Here is a 21,589-nt window from a genome sequence, read left to right on the forward strand (position 1 = left end):
GCCCGATCCGGACGGCTGCGACCCTAAACGGGTCAAGTGACGCAAGTATTACCGGGGTGTCCGGTGGGTGAACAACGGACGACGGCTTTCCCGCGGCGGCCCGGCCGGGCACAGCACGCAGCGGGGCCCCGGCCGAGACGGCCGGGGCCCACCGGTGACCAGGGTCAGCCGCCGATGACCACCCGTCGCACACCCGCCCAGCGGGCCGGATCGGTGACCCGCCGACCGTCGACCAGCACCGTCACGCCCGGCAGGTCGGCGGGGGTGAGGCTCCGGTACTCCGCGTGGTCGGCCTGGATCACCGCGGCGCCGAGCGGCTCGCCGGCGTAGCCGGGCAGGCCGTGCGCGGCCAGCTCCTCGTTGGAGTACATCGGGTCGGAGACGTACGGGATCGCGCCCCGCCGGCGCAGCGCCTCCACGGTCGGGAAGACGCCCGAGAACGCCGTCTCCTTGACCCCGCCCCGGTAGGCGGCACCCAGCACCAGCACGCCCACCCCGGTCAGGTCGCCGTACGCGGCGGCGAGCAGGTCGACCGCGTAGTCCGGCATCGCGGCGTTGGCCTCGCGGGCCGAGCGGACCACGGTGGCCGCCGGGTCGTTCCACAGGTACATCCGCGGGTAGATCGGGATGCAGTGACCGCCGACCGCGATGCCCGGCGAGTGGATGTGGCTGTACGGCTGGGTGTTGCACGCCTCGATGACCTTGGTGACGTCGACGCCGACCGTGTCCGCGAAGCGGGCGAACTGGTTCGCCAGGCCGATGTTCACGTCCCGGTAGGTCGTCTCGGCGAGCTTGGCCAGCTCGGACGCCTCGGCCGAGCCGAGATCCCACACGCCGTTGGGCCGGTCCAGGTCGGGCCGCTCGTCGAAGTCGAGCACCGCCTCGTAGAACCGCACCCCGTGCGCCGCGGACGCCTCGTCGATGCCGCCGACCAGCTTCGGGTAGCGGCGCAGGTCGGCGAAGACCCGGCCGGTGAGCACCCGCTCGGGGCTGAACACCAGGTGGAAGTCGGTGCCCGCGGTGAGACCGGAGCCCTCGGACAGCATCGCCGCCCAGCGGTTGCGGGTGGTGCCGACCGGCAGCGTGGTCTCGTAGCTGACCAGCGTGCCCGGCTTGAGGCCACGGGCGATGGCCCGGGTCGCGTCGTCCATCCAGCCGAAGTCCGGCACGCCCTCGGCGTCCACGAACAGCGGCACGACCACCACGACCGCCTCCGACTCGGCGACCGCGGCGGCCGTGTCGGTGGTCGCCGACAGCAGCCCGGCGGCCACCGCCTCCTTCAGCTTGACGTCCAGGTCGGCCTCGCCCGGGAAGGGCACGGCACCGTCGTTGACCAGCTGGACGACCCGCTCGGAGACGTCGGCACCGAGCACCCGGTGCCCCTTCGAGGCGAACTGCACGGCGAGCGGCAGACCGATCTTTCCGAGCGCGACGACGCAGATGTTCATGAACTACTTTCCTCCAGAGGGCCAGATTCGGCGCAGGCGGGCAAGGAACCGACCGGCGGACACCGGCGTGATCGCGACGATCACCTGGCCCTTGTGGTTCGTGGTGGGCGTGACGAGGTGCAGCCGGACGCCGCGCCGGGCCAGCCGCCGGGGCGCGGCGACGGGGCGGTCGGTGCGCAGCGGCGCCGAGCCGACCCCACCCAGGGTCGACACCTCGGCGCGCACGGTCCGCCGTTCCCCGTTCGCCGCGACGACCGCCAGCAGCCGGTCCACCGCGAAGTCCGCGCGTACGACGGTACCGGGACCGCCCGGCGTCGCCGACGTGACACCCGTCAGGTCGCCGACGCTGACCCGCAGCGCCTCGGCGCTCAGCTCGGCCAGCTCGGCCCGGCGGCTCTGCGCGGTGATCACCAAGGCGCGGGCGCCGGCGTCGTCCCGCCCCCAGGACAGCCCGGTCGCGGTCAGCTTGGCCAGCAGGGTCGCGGCCCGTTCGGTGACGTCGTACCAGTCGTCCGGGTAGCCGAAGGCGGGATCCCGGAAGCCGACGTGGTGGGCGTACCAGCGGCCGTCGGCGATCGTCACCTCGGGCAGCGTCCGGTCCGCCTGCTGCCCGATCAGCTCACGCAGCGCGTCCAACCCGCCGTCGCGGGCCACCGCCAGGCGCAGCCGCTCCGCGGCCGGCATCCGGGTCAGCACCCCGTCGGTCAGGTGCGCCTCGGCCAGCTTGCGGACCCGGTCGTGGACCTGCTGCTGCACGTCGGGCGAAAGGGCGAGGAAGTCCGTCCGGAGCAGCTTCGCCACCTCCCAGGTGAAGTGACGGACCAGCACCGCGTCCCGCCGGGGCCCCGGCTCGATCAGGCCGGCGACGAAACCGACGAGTTCCTCGGCGCAGCGCAACCGCTCCTCGAAGCGACTGGCGTAGGTGATGTTCTGGGCGTTCTCCCGCTTGACCGCGAAGTAGTAGTCGTAGTCGCCGAGCACCGAGACCTTCTTCGCCCGGAAGCAGGCCTCCAGCGTGAACGGCTGGTCGCTGCCCATCGGCATGTCGGTGCGGAAGCGCAGGCCGTGCCGCTCGATCAGGTCCCGCCGGAACAGCTTCGTGTTCGACAACGACCACGGCAGCGCGCTGTCGAACAGGTCGAGCCGCTCCTGCGTGCTGGCGTAGACGGCCTGGTGCACGTAGCGCTTGTTGGTGCCGACCATCCGGCCCAGCACCACGTCGGAGTCCCACCGGTCGGCCGCGTCGACCAGCCGTTCCAGGGCCTCCGGCCCGAGGTGGTCGTCGGAGCCGACGAAGAAGACGTAACGGCCGCGGGCGTGGTCCAGCGCCACGTTGCTCGGCGCGGCCGGGCCGCCGGAGTTGGCCTGGTGCAGCACCCGGACCGTGCCCGGGTAACGCTCCGCGTAGCGGTCCAGTTCCGCGCCGCTGCCGTCGGTCGAGCCGTCGTCGACGGCGACCACCTCCAGCCGGTCCCGGCCGATGGTCTGGCCGACCAGCGAGTCCAGGCAGGCGGTCAGGTAGGGCATGGTGTCGTAGACGGCGACGATGACGCTGACGTCCGGCGTGCTCATCCGATCCTTCTCCATCGCCGTGATCGCTGTGGGCGGGGATCCGCCGCCGGCAACGGGCGCACGCGTCGACGATCCTCGACGCGCTGAGGCGACCTCGCCTGCGCCGTCCGCGCCGCACGGCCGCGGCACCGGACGGAACCCCCGCGAGTGTACGGCACGGCGGCGGTCGCCCGGTGGCTCCGGCAGCCGCCCCGGCGAGCCGGAATCAGCCGGTGGGCACCGGCGCGTGAACGCGGGCGCGATCGGCCCGCTTGCTAGTGTCGCCCGGGGCTGAAACACCTGCGAGGGGCGCACGTTGGTGACGGAATCGGCAATCGGTAGGGACGGGGTCACCGACGGGGCCGGACCCGCGGAGTGGACCGGGCGGGCGACCGGGTCGCCGGAGGACCGCACCCGCGCCCGGCGGCTGCGGCGGGCGCTGCACGCCGCCTGGCCGGCGCTGGTGGGCTACGCCGCCGTCCGCGCGATCGGGCTCGTCACGCTGGCGGTCTGGGGAGACGCCCGCAACGCGTCGTTCCCCAAACAGATCGGCAACCGGGCCGACGCCAGCTGGTATCTCGCCATCGCCGAGCACGGGTACGACCGGGCCGAGACCCTGCAGAGCAACCTGGCGTTCTTTCCGTTCTATCCGCTGCTGATCCGCCTCGCCGAGCCGCTGTCCCCGTTCCAGTTCCGCGGCACGGCGATCGCGCTGGCCTGGCTGGCCTCGCTGGCCGCCGCCTGGGGGCTGTTCGCGGTCGGCAACCACCTGCACGACCGGCGCACCGGGGTGCTGCTGGCGATCCTCTGGGGTCTGCTGCCGCACGCGATCGTCGAGTCGATGGCCTACACCGAGGCGCTCTTCACGGCGCTGGCCGCCTGGACGCTGTACGCGGTCCTGACCGGCCGGTGGCTCACCGCGGGTGTGCTCTGCCTCGTCGCCGGCGCCACCCGGCCCACCGCGACCGCGCTCATCCCGGTGGTGATGCTGGCCGGCCTGATCGCGCTGGCACGCCGGCGGGGCACGTGGCGCCCGGCGGCGGCCCTGCTGCTGGCGCCGCTGGGCTGGCTCGGCTACGTCGGCTGGGTGGGCCGGCGCACCGGGCGGGTGGACGGCTGGTTCCGGATCCAGACCGAGGGCTGGCACTCGACCTTCGACGGCGGCGCGGGCACGCTGAGGTTCACCGGGACGACGCTGGACCAGCCGGCGAAGCTCCAGTTCTATCTGATCGTCGCGGTGCTGGCGGCCAGCCTGGTCCTGCTGGCGCTGAGCGTCGTCGACCGGCAGCCCTGGCCGCTGCTGGCGTACAGCGCGCTGTTGCTGGTCACCACGATCGGCGCCTCCGGATACTTCAACTCCAAGGCGCGCTTCCTGGTGCCGGCGTTCGCGCTGCTGCTCCCGGTGGCCCGGGGGCTCGCCGCCGCCCGCACCGCGCGGGCGGCGGTCATCCTGGTCGGGATGACCGCCGCCTCGGCCTACCTCGGCGGCTACCTGCTGCTGGTCTGGCCGTCCTCCCCCTGACCGGCGTCGTCGCTCACCCGGTGATCGGCCGCACGTCCCACAGCCACACGTCGCGCACCCGCTGCCCCGGCCCGAAACAGGCGTCCAGGAACGCCTTCAGCTCGGCCTGGTGCGCGTGCCGGGGCAGCACCACCGCGTCCGCCTGCCAGTACCGCACGTCCGCCAGCGCCTGGTCGCGCTCCGCGGCGCTGGCCGTCGGCGGCCGGGTGCCCGCGCCGATGGCGGTGAGCAGCACCGCGGTCGGGCGCGGCGGGGTGCCCCAGCGACCGGTGTCGTCGGTCGGCGAGGTCGGCCCGAGGAAGTAGCCCTGCGGCACGGCGAAGCCGGTCAGCGCGGCGGCGCCCCAGTTGATCGAGGTCATGTTGTGCACCGGCACGGGCACCAGCGTCCGGCCCTCGGCGACGTACCCACGCCACGCGCCGGACATGACGAACTGCGGCACCGGCACCCGTCCCTTCGCCGGCAGCGGTGTCGGCAGCATCGGCAGCAGCGCCCCGACCAGCGCCGCCGTGCTCACCAGCCGCAGCGGCGCGGCCACCCGCGGCATCCGCGCCGCCAGGCCGTCGAGCCGGGCCACGGCGAGCGCCAGCAGCAGCCCGAACGCGACGGTGGTGATCAGCGCGAACCGGGCGATCACCATGGCGTCCACGATCGGCAGGTCGTGCAGGAGCGCGAACGGCGCGGGCACGTCGCTCTTCTCCGGCCCCCAACTCAGCGTCGAGCCGAGCGAGAACACGCCGGAGATCAGCGCCACCGCGGCCAGCACCCGGACGGCCGGTTCCCGGCGCAGCCCGACGACCGCCGCCGCCACCAGCACGACCACCGGCCAGCCGAAGAAGCTGGCCTGCTCGGTGGTGTTCGGCGCGAGTCCCTGGGCGCTGTCCGGCCCGCCGCCGATCGACTCCGTCGCGTAGGCCACGAACGAGCGCAGCCGCAGGGTGTAGACGTCCGGGTCGCCCGGGTGCCCGATCCGGTGCTGCGGCCCGGCGAACTGCATCCACAGCGGGTAGGCGGTGACCAGCAGCACCACGCCCCCGGCCACCGCCAGCGCGCCGAGCGCCCGCGGGGCCAGCCGGAGCGTCTCGCGGGGCCGCAGCGCCAGATACGCCACCGCGGCCATCAGCGCGCCGAGGGCGACCAGGAAGAGGATCTCGACGGAGATGAAGAACTGGGCCGTGACCAGCGCGCCCAGGATCAGGCCGTCCCGGAGCGGGGCGACCGACCGGGTCAGCCGGACGACCCGCCACACCAGGAACGGCACCAGCCACTGCGCGGTGATGTGCGGGTGTCCGTTGGAGTGGGTCACCATCGCCGGCGCGAAGCCGCAGAACAGGCCGCCGACGACGGCGGCGGCCCGGTTGCCGGTCAGGTGCCGGTCGAGCACCCAGTACCAGCCGAAGGCGGTGCCGGCCAGGTTCAGCGTGATCAGCACGAGGTAGGACAGCGGCGCGCCGCCGAGCAGGGTGACCGGCGTCAGCAGGACGCCCGGCAACTGCATCCCCACGTTCGACATCAGGTTCACGCCGTCCGGCGCGTTCTGCAGCGTGGTGAAGAACGGATTCTCCAGGTGGGTCACCGCGTGCGCGGCGTACGCCAGCATCCACTCGTTGAACCCCTGGTCGTCCGGGCGGCTGCCGAGCAGTCGCCCGTCGACGTCGAGCCACCCCCGCCCGGTGACCCAGAAGGCGCCCACCACGAACACCACGGCGACGACCAGGTCGACGAGGCGATGCCCCGGCCACCACCGGCGGTGCGGGGCGGCAGTGGCGCCCGGGTCCGTCGTGACCGCCGGGGGCGGCGGGGCGGGCGGGGCCGGCGGTACGCTCGGTGCGGCGGCGCTCCCGGCCACGGCTTCCGGCGGGGCGGCGGGCGGGCTGCTCGTGGGCTTGCCGGTGGGATGTGCCGTCGTCACACCGGCGAATCCTACGGGTCGGCCTGCGGCGGGCGTGGCGACACCGGCGGACGACGCGAAGGTGACGGCCGGGCGACATGTGGTTGACGCTTGCCCGCACCCGGTGCGGGAATTTGGCGGTCACGTCCGACTGAGGCAGAATTCGTCTCTGACTCAAGGGACAGCGCCTGCCGACGCGCTAGCTGCCTTTCACGAGATCACACGAGGAGTCATACAGGTGAAGGTCATCAGCGTCGTCGGGGCACGCCCTCAGCTGATCAAGCTCGCTCCCATCGCCGCCGCGTTCGCCGCCACCGAGCACGAGCACCGGATCGTGCACACCGGCCAGCACTACGACGCGGATCTCTCCGACGTGTTCTTCTCCGGTCTCGGCATTCCCGACCCGGACATCCACCTGGGCATCGGCTCCGGCTCGCACGGCGTGCAGACGGGCAAGGCCCTCGCCGCGCTGGACCCGGTCTTCGAGGCCGAGAAGCCGGACTGGGTGCTGGTCTACGGCGACACCAACTCGACCCTCGCCGGCGCGGTCTCCGCGGTGAAGCTGCACCTGCCGGTCGCCCACCTGGAGGCGGGCCTGCGCTCGTTCAACCGGATGATGCCGGAGGAGCACAACCGCATCCTCACCGACCACGCGGCCGACCTGCTGCTCGCGCCGTCCGACGAGGCGATGCGGCACCTGTCCGCCGAAGGGCTGGCCGCCCGGTCCGTCCTGGTCGGCGACGTGATGGTCGACGTGTGCCTCGGTGTCCGCGACGCCGTCCTCGCCGGCCGGCACCCCGCGCCGGCGCTGCCCGAGGGGATCCGCGCCGACGAGCCGTACCTCCTGGCCACGTTGCACCGGGCGGAGAACACCGACTCCCGGACGCGGCTGGCCACCCTGCTCGACGGCCTGGCCGACCTGCCCGTGCCGGTGGCGCTGCTGGCGCACCCGCGGCTGGTGGCCAAGGCCGAGGAGCACGGGCTGAAGCTGGGCCGGGGCGCGGTGCACGTCGGCCGCCCGCTGCCGTACGCCGGCATGGTCGCCGCGGTGCTCGCCTCGGCCGGTGTGGTGACCGACTCCGGCGGCCTGCAGAAGGAGGCGTACCTCCTCTCCCGGCCGTGCACCACGCTCCGGCCGGAGACCGAGTGGATCGAGACCCTGGCGGACGGCTGGAACCGCCTGGTGCCGGACCCGTCGGCCCACTCCCGCGCCGAGTGGATCGACATCGCCACCCGACCGGCGCCTACCGCCGCCCAGGGCACGCCGTACGGCGACGGCCGGGCGGCCCAGCGGGTCGTCGAGACCCTCGCCGCGAAGTGACAGTGCCCGCCGACCGAGAGACCCGGGGTGTTCGCCCGACCATGACGCCATCCCTCGACCCGTCGAACGCCACCGCGAACGGGCGGCCCGCCGCTGGCCGCGGTCGTCGCCCCCACCTCATCTACCTGGCCATCGGGTTCCCGCCAGCGGCCAAGAGCTGCGCCTACCGGATGCGGGAGACGGCCAACCAGTTCCGCCGCATCGGCTGGGACGTCACCGTGGTGACGATCACCGCCGCCTCCTGGGAGCGGGACTCGGGCCTCGACTGCAGCCTCCTCGACCAGGTCGATCCCGAGATCAAGGTGGTCGAGCTGCCGCTGGCCCGGGAAGACCTCGAGACGGACATCCGCCAGTTCAGCGAGGAACGCGCGCTGCGCCCGGCCAAGTGGCTGACCAACCTGCGCAAGCGGGAGAAGCGGATCTTCCCGGAGCCGGTGTTCGGCAGCTGGCGGGGCGCGCTGGAGCGGGCGGTCCTCGACGTGCACCGCCAGCACCCGGCCGACCTGCTGCTGGCCAGCTGCGTGCCGTACGTGAACCTGGCCGCGGCCTGGAAGCTGTGGGAGCTGCATGGCGTGCCCTACGCGGTGGACTTCCGCGACGGCTGGTCGATCGACGTGGTCAACGGCGGTCAGGCCTTCACGCCCGACTCCGAGGCGGGGCTCTGGGAGCGGCGGATCCTGGACCACTGCCAGTCGCTCTGGGTGGTCAACGACCCGATCGCCGACCACTACCGGGCGCGTTACCCGCACGTGGCGGACCGGGTGCACGTGGTCCGCAACGGCTACGACCGGGACAGCGTGCCGGCGATCCGTCCGCGCCGGCCCGACCCGGAGGCCGGCCTGACCTTCGGCTACCTGGGCACGGTCAACTACACCACCCACCAGCTCGGGGTGGTGCTCGACGCCTGGCGCGAGGCACGCAAGCAGGAGCCGCTGCTGCGCAACGCCCGCTTCGAGATCCGCGGGCACATCGGCGCCGGCGCGAACCGGGAGGCGAACGGGCTGACCGAGCTGATCCGCGAGGCGGCGGCCGACGGCGTCTCGTTCGGCGGCCCGGTGCGCAAGGCGGAGGTCGCCGAGACGTACGGCGGCTGGGATGCCCTCGTGCTGATCCTCATCGGCGGCCGGTACGTCACCTCCGGCAAGGTGTACGAGTACATGGCGACCGGCCTGCCGATCGTCTCGGTGCACGAGGTCGACCACGACGCGTCCCGGGTGCTCGACGGGCACCCACTGTGGACGGGCGCGTGCGGGCTGGACGAGCTGCGCCTGGTGGAGAGCTTCCGCGCCGCCGCCCGAATGGTGGTGGAGGCCACCGACGAGCAGCGGGCCGGGGTGCGGCACCACGCCGACCCGTTCACCCGGGAGATCCTGATGCGCAACGCGGTCGCGCAGCTGGCGGCGCACGCCCTGGCGGAACCGCACGACCTGCCGGTCAACGGCGCGGTGGTGCACCCGTCGGAGGCAGACTCGACGATGGAGCAGAACGAACGATCCGGTGGGGTGCGCGCATGAGCGACGTGTTGCTGGTGACGGGGGTGGCCCCGCAGGCGGGAATTCTCAGCACGGCGGTGCGGCGGCTGCGCGAGGCCGGCGCGACCGTCCACCTGGTCGGCGCGCTGAAGCCGGACGAGATGGCGGAGGACCTGCACCTCGACGGGGTGTGCGCGCTGCCGGCGGACATCGCGAAGGACTCGCCGACGCGCACCCTGGCCCGGCAGGTGCCCGGGGAACGGGTGTGGAGCCGGATCCGGCGGGAGCCGTGGGCCCGGGAACGCGCCCGCACCGCGGACGTCCTGGTCGCCCTCGACGCCCACGCGGTCTACACGGTGTGGCGGTTCGCCCAGCGCAACCGCTCCGCCGACGCCCGCTACGGCATCCAGGCCGCGGTGCAGGCGCTGGCCGAACGTAAGGGCCGCCACGGCACCGGCCCGCTCCAGCGGCTGGCCAACGGCATCCCCTCCACCACGCTGGTGCGCCAGAGCGTCAACCGCCTGATCAGCGGTGCCCCGCGGGCCGCAGTGAACGCGGTCACCGCCCGGCCGATCATGCGCAGCAAGGCCGGCACCCAGCTCTGGCTGAGCGCGTTGAAGGCGCCGAAGGTGCCCGACTCGATGCGCACCAAGGTCGCCCGGCAGGTCGCGAAGGGTATGGCCTGGGCGGACCGGCCCGACGGTGAGGCCATGGTCCTCACCGCCACGGCGAGCAAGCTGCGCACACCCGCGGCGCGGGCTCGGATGCTCGGCGAGGCGGCCAGCCGCGAACTCAAGGCCGGCATGCCGCCGCGCGATCTGAACGGCGCGGTCGAGGCGCTGCTCAAGGTGGCCGACCAGCGACACCGGGCGGACGAGAACACCGCCGCCGCCGATCTGCTCAACCGCGCCATGACGCTCGCCTTCGACCGGGTGCTGCACATCGACCAGCTCACCTCGCCCCTGGCCGAGGACCCGGAGGGCTTCATCACGCCGTTCCGCCGTTCGCTGGCCGCGACCACCGTGGCGAGCCCGCGCGGCCGGCTCCAGCCGGCGGCGCCGCCGCCGACCGACCGGCCGCTGCGGCTGCTGATCGCCACCAGCGCCAACGACAACTTCCTGAAACTGATCCGGTCCTACTACGACGCCCACCCGGGGGTCGAGGTCCGCTTCGTCGACCTGGCGGCGAACGCCGCACTCAAGAGCGTGACCTGGGCGTCGAAGCCGATGCTGGAGCACCGCCTGTCGGCCGACTCCACGGCCTACGGCGACAAGGCGGAGGAGCGGCTGCGCCCCTACCTCGACTGGGCGGACACGGTCTTCGTGGACTGGTGCGTGGCGCCGGCCGCGTTGTTCACCATGGTCGACCCGGGCACCACCCGGATCATCGTCCGGCTGCACAGCTACGAGGCGTTGTCGCGCTGGCCGTACATGGTGGACTTCTCCCGGATCGACGACCTGGTCTTCGTGGCCGACCACATCCGGGATCTCACCACCACCCTGGTGCCCTACCTCAAGGGACCGGACGGGCCGCGCATGCACGTGCTGGACAACGCGATGGACCTGCGCGGGTTCCAGATCGACAAGCCGTCGGAGGCCCGTTTCCAGCTCGGCATGGTGGGCATCAGCCAGGTCGCCAAGGATCCGCGCTGGGCGATCGAGGTGCTGCGGCTGCTGCGCAAGCGCGACGAGCGGTACCGGCTGCTGCTGGTGGGCGGCGACATGAACCCCAACGTGAGCGTGGCCAGCCGGGAATACCTGGAGGCGTTCAACCGCGACGTGGCGGAGTTCGAGGCGGACGGCGCGGTGCGTCGGCTCGGGCCCACCAGCGAGGTGCCGAAGATGCTCAGCGACATCGGCGTCATCATCAGCTCGTCGGTGCGCGAGGGCTGCCACTGCGGTCTGATGGAGGGGGCGGCCAGCGGCGCCGTCCCGGTGGTGCGGGACTGGCCGTTCTTCGCCGGGCGGCCGAACAGCGCCCGCACGCTCTACCCGAACGGCTGGGTCATCGGCAGTCCGGAGGAGGCGGTGGAGCGGATCCTGGAGACCACCGCGACCGAGGAGTCGTGGCGCGCCGCCGGCCGCGACGCGTCGGAGTACGCGCTGCGCGAGTGGGACTGGTCGGTGGTGCAGCACCACTTCGACCGGCTGCTGCTCGGTTCCTGACCGCGCGACGGCGAAGGGCCCCACCGGTGACCGGTGGGGCCCTTCGTCCTTCCGTCCGGCTCAGCGCGGGGCGGGCACCCGGGCCGGAGGTGCCGCACCGGCGGCGTCGTCCGCCGGGCCGAGCAGTTCGTCGCGCAGCTCGGCCCACTGGAGCGAGTGCCGGATCCCCTCGGTGAGCGAGAGCGTCGGCGTCCAGCCGAGATGCCGCTTGGCCCGGTCGCTGCGGGTGTAGGTGCCGGCCGAGTCACCCGGCCGGCGGGGCGCCACGACGGTGGGGATGGGCCGGCCGAGCACCGTGTTGAACGCGTCCAGCAGCTCCCGCACCGTCGTGCCGTCGCCGGTGCCGAGGTTGAACACCTCGTAGCGGCGGTCGCCGGCGAGCACCGTGTCGAACCGGCGCAGCGCCTCGACGTGGGCCTGCGCGAGGTCCCACACGTGCACGTAGTCGCGGATGCCGGAGCCGTCGCGGGTCGGCCAGTCGGTACCGGTGACCTGGAACGTCGTGCCGGTGCGGGCCGACTCGATCATCTTGCCGAGCACGTGCGACGGACGCGGCAGTTGCAGGCCGGTGCGCATCTTCGGGTCGGCGCCGACCGGGTTGAAGTAGCGCAGCGAGATCACCCGCAGGGGGTACGCGCGGGCGCTGTCCGCCAGCACCCGCTCGACCATCGCCTTGCTCTCCCCGTACGGGCTGGTGCCGGCGACCGGGGAGGTCTCGTCGACCGCGAAGTCCTCCCCCGGTTGGTAGATCGCCGCGGAGGAGCTGAACAGGAACCGGCCGCATCCGTTGGCCACCAGCGCGTCGACGAACTCGACGGTCTTGCCGACGTTCTCCCGGTAGTAGCGCAGCGGGTGCGCGACCGAGTCCGGGACGACGATGAGGGCGGCGCAGTGCACCGCCGCCTCGATGTCGGGGTGCTCGGCGAAGATCCGGTCGACGAGCGCCGAGTCGGCGATGTCGCCGTGGTAGAAGATGCGGTCCGCGACGAACTCGGCCCGCCCGGTGCTGAGGTTGTCCAGGATCACCGGGGTGATGCCGGCGTCCAGGCAGGCCGAGGCGATGGTGCTGCCGATGAAGCCGGCGCCACCGGCGATCAGAACCTTCACGGTCAGCTCCGCGCCGGCGGGATGGCCACCGTGACGCGCTCGGTCGCGGAACGCAGCACCGCGCCGGCCACGTCGACGGTCCGCAGGCCCTGCCGGAGGGTGACGATGTCGCTGTCCTTGCCCTCGACCGCGTCCCGGAACCGCTCGTGCTCCACCAGCAGCGGCTCCCGCTTGGGGATGGCGTAGCGGACCATGTCGCCCTCGGCGACGCCCCGGAACGCGCGCAGCGCCTCCCACTCGGTGTCGATGGCGGCGTTGGCGTAGAACGTGAGGTCGGCGGTGAGCGTGTCGGCGACGAAGCAGCCCTTGTCGCCGGTGACCACAGTGGACCGCTCCTTGAGCGGGCTGAGCCAGTTGACCAGGTGGTTGACCATCGTGCCGTCGCTGAGCTGGCCGACCACCGCCACCATGTCCTCGTGCAGCCGGCCGCTGCGCGACACGGTGTGCGCCGACACGGACGTGTATTCCCGGCCGGTGACCCAGGCGGTCAGGTCGATGTCGTGGGTGGCCAGGTCCATCACCACGCCGACGTCGGCGATCCGGTGTGGGAACGGGCCCTGACGCCGGGTGACGACCTGGAACACCTCGCCCAGCTCGCCGGCCTCCAGCCGGGTCCGCAGGCTCTGCAACGCCGGGTTGTAGCGCTCGATGTGCCCCACCCCGGCCACCAGGCCGGCGGCCTCGAACGCCTCGACCAGCTTCGTGGCGGCCTCGACGGACTGGGCCAGCGGCTTCTCGATCAGCGCGCAGACGCCGTTGGCGGCCAACTCCAGGCCGACCGGCTCGTGCAGCGCGGTCGGGCAGGCGATCACCGCGTAGTCGACGCCCAGGGCGATGAGGTCGCTCACCTCGGCGACCACCGGCGCGCGCAGCGCGCCCGTGGTGTCGCCGGCCGGGTCGACCACGCCGACCAGCTCGACGCCGTCCAGGTTGGACAGCACCCGGGCGTGGTTGCGGCCCATGGCGCCGAGGCCGATCAGGCCGGCCCGCAGCTTGCGTCCCTCGCTCATCGGGCGCCCCCGGCCAGGTTCGCGCCCTCGGCGATCCGCTCCAGCTCGGGCTGGGTGAGCGACGGGTGCACCGGCAGCGAGAGCACCTCGGCGGCGGCCCGCTCGGTCTCCGGCAGGTGCCACGGGCCCGGCGTGCCGTCCTGGGTCAGGTAGGGCTTCAGCCGGTGGATCGGGGTCGGGTAGTAGACCGCGTTGCCGATGCCCAGCTCGGTGAGGCGGGCCTGGGCGGCGTCGCGGTTGCCCCGTACCCGCACCGTGTACTGGTGGTAGACGTGCTTCGCGCCGTCGGCGACCGGCGGAGTGACCATGCCGGTGATCGCGGAGTCGAGGAACTTGGCGTTGGCGCGGCGCTGCTCGGTCCAGTCGGCGAGCTGGGTGAGCTGCACCCGGCCGATGGCGGCGGCGACGTCGGTCATCCGCATGTTGGCGCCGACGATCTCGTTGGCGTACCGCTGCTCCATGCCCTGGTTGCGCAGCAGCCGCAGGGTGCGGGCCAGCTCGGCGTCGGCGGTGGTGATCATGCCGCCCTCGAGCGAGTGCATGTTCTTGGTGGGATAGAAGCTGAAGCAGCCGGCGGTGCCGAACGCGCCGACCGGGGTGCCGTTCAGCTCGGCGCCGTGGGCCTGCGCGGCGTCCTCGACGACAGCCAGGCCGTGCCGCTGCGCGATCTCCATGATCCGGTCCATCGCGGCGGGGTGGCCGTAGAGGTGCACCGGCATGATGCCCACGGTCTTCGGCGTGATCGCGGCGGCGACCGCCTCCGGGTCGACGCAGAAGCTGCCCGGCTCGATGTCCACGAAGACCGGCTCGGCGCCGACCAGCCGGACCGCGTTGCCGCTGGCCGCGAACGAGAACGAGGGGACGATGACCTCGTCGCCCGGGCCGAACCCGAGCGCCATCAGGGTGAGCTGGAGCGCCGAGGTGCCGGAGTTGACGGCGACGCAGTGCCGCCCGGCGACCAGGTCACCGAACTCCTCCTCGAATGCCGCGACCTCGGGGCCCTGCACGACCCGGCCGCTCCGCAGCACCCGGACAGCCGCCTCGATCTCGGCCTCGCCGATGATCGGTCGTGCTGGGGGAATGAACTCTGGATGCGGCCCGACCATGGGGCTTCCTCCTGTCGACGTGACTGTGGGGGATGTTCCGGGGGGATGGTAACGGTTTGGGGGACAAGCGCTGAGTTCGCGCTCAGTGTCCGGCCGGATGTTGCACGCTGTTCATGATCGACGGGTGGGCGCCGGCGACTTCGTCGTGCTTCACACTTCCACCTCGTCGCGGGCGGGCTCCACGCATGCTACCCGCAGCGCCGCGACGATCGCGGCGGCCATGCGCGGCACCTCCGCGGTCTTCAGCGGCGCCCGGGAGATGGCCATCCGCCAGTAGATCGGCCCGACGATCAGGTCCACCGCGGCGCGCCGGTCGGTGTCCGGCGACAGTTCACCGCGCTCGACCGCCCGGCCGATCAGGATCCGGCCCACGGCCTGCTGGTAGTCGTCCAGCGCGGCCTGGAGCTTCTCCCCGATCTGCGGGTTGCGGGCCGCCTCGGCGAGCAGGTCCGGGATGATCTGCGCGGCCAGCCGGTGACGTAGCGCACGTGCCATCACGTGCAGCAGGATCTCCAGGTCGCCGAGCAGGCTGCCGGTGTCCAGCAGGGGCAGGTTACGCCCGGCCACCGCCGAGACCATGTCCAGCACCAGGTCGAGCTTGGAGCGCCAGCGGCGGTAGATGGCGGTCTTGCTCACCCCGGCCCGCCGGGCCACCGCCTCGATCGACAGGCGTCCGTAGCCGACCTCGGCCAGCTCCTGCATCACGGCGGCGCGGATGGCGGTGGTGATTTCTCCACGCAGCACCGCCGCACCGGCGGGTGCACGCCTCTTCTCGGTGGTCACGTGGAACAATGTAGCGCAACGACGGTACGGTTGCGTCCCGACGTTCGGTGGACTACCTTCCATCCAGCAGCGAGGCGGTTCCTCCCCGCCCGGCCACGCTGGATGTCTTCACCGCACTGCTCCCCATCGGCACGAAAGATCGGAGCGCCTGATCATGGCCAACACCGCGGTGGCCGACCCCGAATCCGGACTGACCCGGGCCCAACTGGCCCAGCGGTACGGGCTTCGGGTCGCCGGCGAGCGCCCGCCACTGGCCGAGTACGCCCGCCGGTTGTGGGCGTACCGGCACTTCATGACCGCGTACTCGCGGGCGAAGGTCGCCTCCTCGCTGAGCAACACCCAACTCGGCCAGCTCTGGCAGGTGCTGACGCCGCTGACCAACGCGGCGGTCTACTACCTGATCTTCGGCGTGATCCTGTCCCAGCACCGCGACGTGTCGAACTTCATCGCGTACCTCTGCACCGGCGTGTTCATCTTCATGTTCACCCAGACCGCCGCGTCGAACGGCACCAGCGCGATCACCAGCAACCTGGGCCTGATCCGAGCGCTCCAGTTCCCCCGGGCCGCGCTGCCGATCACGGTCACCCTGGTCCAGCTCCAGCAGTTGCTCATGTCCATGGTCGTGCTGGCCGCCATCGTGCTGCTGACCGGCGAGCCGCTCACCTTCCGGTGGCTGTTCATCGTGCCGACGCTGGTGCTCCAGACCATCTTCAACATCGGGTTGTCGATGGTGATGGCCCGGCTCGGCTCGAAGGTCACCGACCTGCGGCAGATCATGCCGTTCGTGATGCGGACCTGGCTGTACGCCTCCGGCGTCCTCTACCCGGTCAGGTTGTTCCGGCAGCACCTGCCCGACTGGGCGGCGAACCTACTCGAGTGCAACCCCCCGCTGGTCTTCATCGAGCTGGCCCGGCACGCCCTGCTCGACTCGCACCAGCAGAACCTGGTCTCCTCCCCCACGAAGCTCTGGGTGCTCGGGGCGGGTTGGGCAGTGGTGATGGGGATCGGTGGCTTCGTCTACTTCTGGCGCGGTGAGAAGGAGTACGGCCGTGGCTGAGCAGACCCTGCCGGTGAACGCCGGCCCCGTGACCGACTCGGGCCGCATCCCCACCGTGGTGGTGGACGACGTGCACGTGATCTACCGGATCCACAAGGGCGCGACCGGCGGCACCTCCCCGGTCTCCGCGCTCAAGCGGATCGCCTCCCGGACCAAGGCGCCGAACATCCGCGAGGTGCACGCCGTCAAGGGCGTGAGCTTCACCGCCTACCAGGGCGAGGCGATCGGCTTGATCGGCAGCAACGGCTCCGGCAAGTCGACCCTGCTGCGGGCCATCGCCGGGCTGCTCCCGCCGGCCCGCGGCGCGGTCTACACCCAGGGCCAGCCGTCGCTGCTCGGCGTGAACGCCGCGCTGCTCAACGACCTCTCCGGCGAGCGCAACGTGGTGCTCGGCTGCCTGGCCATGGGCATGTCCCCGGAGGAGGTCAAGCGACTCGCCCCGGAGATCATCGAGTTCTCCGGGATCAACGAGCGCGGCGACTTCGCCTCCCTGCCGATGCGCACCTACTCGTCCGGCATGGGCGCCCGGCTGCGCTTCGCCATCGCCGCCGCGAAGAAGCACGACGTGCTGCTGATCGACGAGGCGCTGGCCACCGGCGACCGCAAGTTCCGGGCCCGCAGCGAGGAGCGGGTCCGCGAGCTGCGCGCCAGCGCCGGCACGGTCTTCCTGGTCAGCCACGGCATCGGCACGATCCGGGACACCTGCGAGCGGACCATCTGGCTGGAGAGCGGCGTGCTGAAGATGGACGGCCCGACCGCCGAGGTCTGCGACGCGTACGAGAACCAGAAGTAGCCCGCCGGAGCGCACCGCCCGGGCTCCCGCCCGAAGCGGTGCGCTCCGCCGTACGCGTTAAGGTTCACTGGTCCGTCGGTCAAAGTTCACCAACCGGTCACCCTTCCCCACAGTGAGGTACGGCAATGACGCAGGACCACCCCACCGCACCGGACGCCACGCCGGCGAACCCGGCACCCTGGCGCCCCTCGCGCACGGTGGCCGTGATCCTCGCCGGAGGGACCGGGACCCGCCTCGGCCTGGGCATCCCGAAGCAACTGCTGAAGATCGCCGGCAAGCCGATCATCGAGCACACGCTCGCCGTCTTCGAGGCCGCGCCGGAGATCGACGAGATCATCGTGTTGATGGCCACCGGCCACGTGCCCGACGCCGAGCGGATCGTCGCCGGCGCCGGCTTCCGCAAGGTCACCAAGGTGATCGAGGGCGGCGACACCCGCAACGACACCACCCGCATCGCACTCGACGCGGTAGGCGACGGCGACGTCAACATCCTCTTCCACGACGCGGTCCGCCCGCTGGTCAGCGCCCGGATCGTGCGCGAGTGCGTGAACGCGCTCTGGAGCTACTCGGCGGTCGACGTCGCCATCCCCTCGGCCGACACGATCATCCAGGTCGACGCGCACGACTGCATCACCGACATCCCGGTCCGGTCCCGCCTGCGCCGCGGCCAGACCCCGCAGGCGTTCCGCTCCGGCACCATCCGCGAGGCGTACCGGCGGGCCGAGGGCGACAGCGACTTCGCCGCCACCGACGACTGCGGCGTGGTGCTGCGCTACCTGCCCGGCACCCCGATCAAGGTGATCGACGGCTCGGACGAGAACATCAAGGTCACCCACCCGGTCGACGTGCACCTGGCCGACAAGCTCTTCCAGCTCGCCGCCGCCCAGGCGCCCCGGCTGACCAACCACGGCTACGCCGAGGAGCTGACCGGCCGGACCATCGTGGTGTTCGGCGGCAGCTACGGCATCGGGCACGACCTGACCGAGCTGGCCCGCCGCCACGGCGCCCAGGTCTTCCCGTTCAGCCGCTCCACCACCGGCACCCACGTCGAGCGCGCCGAGGACGTGGCCGCCGCGCTGAAGACGGCGTTCGAGGCGACCGGCCGGATCGACCACGTGGTGGTCACCGCCGGGATCCTGGAGAAGGGCGCGCTCGCCGAGATGGACGACGAGACGATGGACCGGCTCCTGCACGTCAACTTCGTCGGCCCGGTCACCATCGCCCGGCAGTCGCTGCCCTACCTGCAGCAGACCAAGGGCCAACTGCTGCTCTACACGTCCAGCTCCTACACCCGGGGCCGGGCCCGCTACGCGCTCTACTCGGCCACCAAGGCCGCGCTGGTCAACCTGACCCAGGCGCTCGCCGACGAGTGGGCGGAGTTCGGCGTACGGGTCAACTGCGTCAACCCGGAACGCACCGCCACCCCGATGCGCACCAAGGCGTTCGGCGAGGAGCCGGCGCACACCCTGCTCGCCTCCGAGGCGGTCGCCCAGGCATCCCTGGACGTCCTCCTCAGCGAGCTGACCGGCCAGGTGGTCGACGTCCGTCGCGCGCCCGGGGAACCGGTGGCCGCGGTGCCCGCCCAACCCGGCGCGCCCCGCGCCGACGTCGGCGTCGGCGCCTGACGGACGGGACGACTCGGATGCGTGGTGACCTGGTCCGGAAGCTGACCGCCCGGGCGCTGGCGAGCGGGCTGGCGGTGTTGGCGTTCCTCGTCGTGGCGCTCACCGGCGGCACCGGTGTCGGGCTCGCCGTGGCGGTCGCCGCGCTGGCCGCCACCGCCTGGGAACGCCGGGTCCGGCCCACCGCCGACGGGCTCGTCGAGACGGTGCTGGTGGCCGCCGGCATCCTGGTCGGCTACGCCCGCCGGGCCGACGACGGCTTCGATCCGGCGCTGGCCGCTACCGCGCTGATGCTGCTCGGCCTGGTCCTGCTGGTCGGCCCGCTGCGCCAGGCCGGCGCGCTGGAGATCCGGGCCGCCAATCTGCCGGTCCGCCCCTGGGCTCCGCCGGTCGCGGCCCGGCTCGGCGACGCCCTGCTGCTGCTGCTCGTCCTGGTGGCGCTCGCCGCCGCACTGGCCCTGCCGGCCTGGCTGCCGCTGGCCGTCACGCTGCTGTTCGGCGCCGGCTGCGCCGCGGTCGCGCTCGACCTCGCCCGGCGCCGGTTCCGACCGCCGGCCGGGGGCGGCCCGATCGGCCGGGCGCTGCGCCGGCACCAGCCGGAGTTCGTGCTGCACTTCTCCGCCCCGCCGGGCTCGGAATACCAGGTCACCATGTGGCTGCCCTACCTGGAGCGGATCGGTCGCCCGTTCGTGGTGGTGCTGCGGGAGCCGGAGTTCCTCGCCACCGTGGCCGCCGCGACCCGCGCCCCGGTGGTGCTCTGCCCGACGCTGAAGGCCCTGGACGAGGCGCTGGTGCCCAGCCTGCGGGCGGCGTTCTACGTCAACCACGGCGCGAAGAACGCCCACGTGATCCGGTTCCACCAGCTCACCCACGTGCAGTTGCACCACGGTGACAGCGACAAGGCCCCCAGCGCCAACCCGGTCTCGGCCATCTTCGACAAGATCTTCGTGGCCGGACCGGCGGCGATCGACAGGTACGCGCGCGCCGGCGTGGAGATTCCCGCCGAGAAGTTCGTCGTGGTCGGCCGCCCCCAGGTCGAGGCCATCGAGGTACGCCGGGAGCCGGCGCCCGCCTCGGCGCACCCGACCGTCCTCTACACGCCGACCTGGACCGGGCACCACGCCGACGCCAACTACTGCTCGCTGCCGGTGGCGGAGACGCTGATCCGCCGGCTGATCGACCGCGGCGCGGCGGTCATTCTGCGGGCCCACCCGTACACCGACCGGAACCCGGCGTCGGCCCGGCAACTCGCCCGGCTCACCGAACTGCTCGCCGCCGATCGCGCGAAGACCGGACGACCGCACCTGTGGGGCGCGGCGGCGGCCCGGGACCTGACGCTCACCGAGTGCGTCAACCGCGCCGACGCGCTGGTCTCCGACGTCTCCGGCGTCATCTCCGACTGGCTCTACTCCGGCAAGCCGTACGCGGTCACCGACACTGGCGCGGACGGCGAGCACTTCGTCGCCCGGTTCCCGCTCGCGTCCTGCGGCTACGTGCTGCGCCGGGACATGTCGAACGTGGACGACGTGCTCACCGCGCTGCTCGACACCGACCCCAAGGCCGCGGAGCGCTGGGCGGCCCGGAGCCGCTACCTGGGCGACTTCCCGGCCGACCGCTACGCCGAGGCGTTCCTCGACGCAGCCCGCCGCGAGCTGGAACCGGACTTCGCCGTCCCGGCGCCGCGCGCGGCCGTCTGACCCCTCAGAGGTACGCGTCGAGCAACGCGAGCACCGCGGCCGGGTCCTCGAGGTGCGCGTTGTGGCCCAACCCCGGCAGCGTGGCCACCGCGACGCCCAACTCTTTGAGCTGGGCGTCGGTCACCATCGGGTCCAGCTCACCGCGGGCCAGCAGCACCGGCACGTCGACGGCGGCCAGCAGCGCGGGCAGCGGCGGCTCCCCCACCGCGAACGCGGCCGGGTCCATGGCCAGCCGCCAGCGGCCGTCCCCCCGCTGCTCGCCGGTCGGGGCCGGATCGACGGCCAACCGCCAGCGGCCGTCCCCCGGCTGGTCGCCGGCGGGATGGCCGCCCGCCCGGCGCAGCCCCGCGTCGACCACCGGATGGTCGGGGGCGAACAGCCCGGCGAGGCCGGCGACCCGCAGGTAGCGGCGGGCCGCCTCGTCGCGGGTCGGGAACCAGGTCACCGGGCGGGCCGCCAACTCGTCCGCCTTCGCCAACTCGGCCGGCGACCAGGCCACCTTGATGCCGAGCCCGACCACGGCGTCGACCGGCAGCCCCCGCTGCCGGGCGGCCAGCGCCAACGCCACCACGCCGCCGAGGGAGTGCCCGAGCAGCACGAGCCGGTCGTTCGGGCCGAGCCGGACCGGCCCGAGACCGTCCGCCGCGCGCTGCGTCAGGGCCGCGGAGGAGTACTCGGGCAGCGGCGGCGACCAACCGTGGCCGGCCAGGTCCGGGGCGAGCCAGCGACCGGGCCAGCGGCGCTCCAGCAGCGGCGCCCACGGCAGCCACACCTCACCGGTGGCACCCATGCCGTGCAGCAGCACCAGGTGACGGGTCACCGTCGTTTCCCCCATACGGCGCAGTCTGCCACCGGACGGACACCATGCGCGAGACCGAACCCCGTGCCGATCCTCGGCGACTGAACCGGCATGAGCGGTTCCCCCCACCCCCGCCGTTTCCCGGAGCACTGAGACAGCCGTGGCGTTCCACTCACCAGCCCGCTCGCTGCCGGGTGGAACGTGGTGGTTGTCTGCGAGCACTTGAGAGGTGCATGGCGTTCCAC

Annotated in this window: 16 protein-coding genes; 8 read left to right on the forward strand and 8 right to left on the reverse strand. The window is 72.8% G+C overall.

Going from position 1 to position 21,589, the window contains the following annotated elements; all coding sequences use genetic code 11:
• Positions 1-164: 164 nt before the first annotated feature.
• Both AB0H28_RS22565 and AB0H28_RS22570 read right to left on the reverse strand, forming a co-directional pair.
• The gene (locus tag AB0H28_RS22565; protein ID WP_358043412.1) at positions 165-1,448 is read right to left on the reverse strand and encodes a nucleotide sugar dehydrogenase; all 1,284 of its coding nucleotides are present in this window, start codon (positions 1,446-1,448) and stop codon (positions 165-167) included.
• Between the two features lie 3 nt (positions 1,449-1,451).
• Complete coding sequence (locus AB0H28_RS22570) at positions 1,452-3,020, reverse strand: glycosyltransferase (protein WP_358043416.1); 1,569 nt, start codon at positions 3,018-3,020, stop codon at positions 1,452-1,454.
• A gap of 298 nt (positions 3,021-3,318) precedes the next feature.
• On the opposite strand from AB0H28_RS22570, the gene AB0H28_RS22575 reads away from it, so the two are divergent.
• The gene (locus AB0H28_RS22575; RefSeq protein WP_358043419.1) at positions 3,319-4,521 is read left to right on the forward strand and encodes a hypothetical protein; all 1,203 of its coding nucleotides are present in this window, start codon (positions 3,319-3,321) and stop codon (positions 4,519-4,521) included.
• A 13-nt stretch (positions 4,522-4,534) separates the two neighbouring features.
• Here the strand turns inward: AB0H28_RS22575 and AB0H28_RS22580 are convergent, their stop codons facing one another.
• Positions 4,535-6,433 carry a hypothetical protein gene (locus AB0H28_RS22580; RefSeq protein ID WP_358043422.1) on the reverse strand — a complete coding sequence of 633 codons (1,899 nt, stop codon included), beginning with the start codon at positions 6,431-6,433 and terminating at the stop codon, positions 4,535-4,537.
• Between the two features lie 217 nt (positions 6,434-6,650).
• Here AB0H28_RS22580 and wecB point away from each other — a divergent pair, with 217 nt between their 5' ends.
• From wecB to AB0H28_RS22595, 3 genes are read left to right on the forward strand one after another with little or no spacing between them, the layout of a single operon-like run.
• Complete coding sequence (wecB, locus tag AB0H28_RS22585; RefSeq protein WP_358043425.1) at positions 6,651-7,733, forward strand: UDP-N-acetylglucosamine 2-epimerase (non-hydrolyzing); 1,083 nt, start codon at positions 6,651-6,653, stop codon at positions 7,731-7,733.
• Between the two features lie 41 nt (positions 7,734-7,774).
• Positions 7,775-9,247: a glycosyltransferase gene (locus AB0H28_RS22590; RefSeq protein ID WP_358043428.1), complete on the forward strand. Its 1,473-nt coding sequence runs from the start codon at positions 7,775-7,777 to the stop codon at positions 9,245-9,247.
• Positions 9,244-11,370, forward strand: a complete 2,127-nt coding sequence (locus tag AB0H28_RS22595) for a glycosyltransferase family 1 protein (RefSeq protein WP_358043431.1) — start codon at positions 9,244-9,246, stop codon at positions 11,368-11,370. The genes AB0H28_RS22590 and AB0H28_RS22595 overlap by 4 nt, the downstream gene beginning before the upstream one ends.
• A gap of 60 nt (positions 11,371-11,430) precedes the next feature.
• On the opposite strand, the gene galE is transcribed toward AB0H28_RS22595, so the two are convergent.
• The 4 genes from galE to AB0H28_RS22615 form a co-directional block, all read right to left on the reverse strand.
• Positions 11,431-12,477 carry a UDP-glucose 4-epimerase GalE gene (galE, locus tag AB0H28_RS22600; protein ID WP_358043434.1) on the reverse strand — a complete coding sequence of 349 codons (1,047 nt, stop codon included), beginning with the start codon at positions 12,475-12,477 and terminating at the stop codon, positions 11,431-11,433.
• 2 nt (positions 12,478-12,479) lie between these two features.
• Complete coding sequence (locus AB0H28_RS22605) at positions 12,480-13,487, reverse strand: Gfo/Idh/MocA family oxidoreductase (RefSeq protein WP_358043436.1); 1,008 nt, start codon at positions 13,485-13,487, stop codon at positions 12,480-12,482.
• Positions 13,484-14,593, reverse strand: a complete 1,110-nt coding sequence (locus AB0H28_RS22610) for a DegT/DnrJ/EryC1/StrS family aminotransferase (RefSeq protein ID WP_358043439.1) — start codon at positions 14,591-14,593, stop codon at positions 13,484-13,486. The genes AB0H28_RS22605 and AB0H28_RS22610 overlap by 4 nt, the downstream gene beginning before the upstream one ends.
• 150 nt (positions 14,594-14,743) lie before the next feature.
• A complete protein-coding gene (locus AB0H28_RS22615) occupies positions 14,744-15,376 on the reverse strand; it encodes a TetR/AcrR family transcriptional regulator (protein ID WP_358043442.1) in 633 nt (210 codons plus the stop codon).
• 154 nt (positions 15,377-15,530) lie between these two features.
• Between AB0H28_RS22615 and AB0H28_RS22620 the strand changes: the two genes are divergently transcribed.
• The 4 genes from AB0H28_RS22620 (at position 15,531) to AB0H28_RS22635 (ending at position 20,545) form a co-directional block, all read left to right on the forward strand.
• Positions 15,531-16,433: an ABC transporter permease gene (locus tag AB0H28_RS22620; RefSeq protein ID WP_358043445.1), complete on the forward strand. Its 903-nt coding sequence runs from the start codon at positions 15,531-15,533 to the stop codon at positions 16,431-16,433.
• Positions 16,426-17,226: an ABC transporter ATP-binding protein gene (locus AB0H28_RS22625; protein ID WP_358043448.1), complete on the forward strand. Its 801-nt coding sequence runs from the start codon at positions 16,426-16,428 to the stop codon at positions 17,224-17,226. The genes AB0H28_RS22620 and AB0H28_RS22625 overlap by 8 nt, the downstream gene beginning before the upstream one ends.
• 125 nt (positions 17,227-17,351) lie before the next feature.
• Positions 17,352-18,851 carry a bifunctional cytidylyltransferase/SDR family oxidoreductase gene (locus AB0H28_RS22630; RefSeq protein ID WP_358043451.1) on the forward strand — a complete coding sequence of 500 codons (1,500 nt, stop codon included), beginning with the start codon at positions 17,352-17,354 and terminating at the stop codon, positions 18,849-18,851.
• Between the two features lie 17 nt (positions 18,852-18,868).
• A complete protein-coding gene (locus tag AB0H28_RS22635) occupies positions 18,869-20,545 on the forward strand; it encodes a CDP-glycerol glycerophosphotransferase family protein (RefSeq protein WP_358043454.1) in 1,677 nt (558 codons plus the stop codon).
• A gap of 4 nt (positions 20,546-20,549) precedes the next feature.
• Here the strand turns inward: AB0H28_RS22635 and AB0H28_RS22640 are convergent, their stop codons facing one another.
• Positions 20,550-21,380, reverse strand: coding sequence for an alpha/beta fold hydrolase (locus AB0H28_RS22640; RefSeq protein WP_358043457.1), 831 nt, complete (start codon positions 21,378-21,380; stop codon positions 20,550-20,552).
• Between the last annotated feature and the right edge of the window lie 209 nt (positions 21,381-21,589).

It is taken from the genome of Micromonospora sp. NPDC050980, from assembly GCF_040653835.1.
Taxonomy (GTDB): Bacteria; Actinomycetota; Actinomycetes; order Mycobacteriales; family Micromonosporaceae; genus Micromonospora.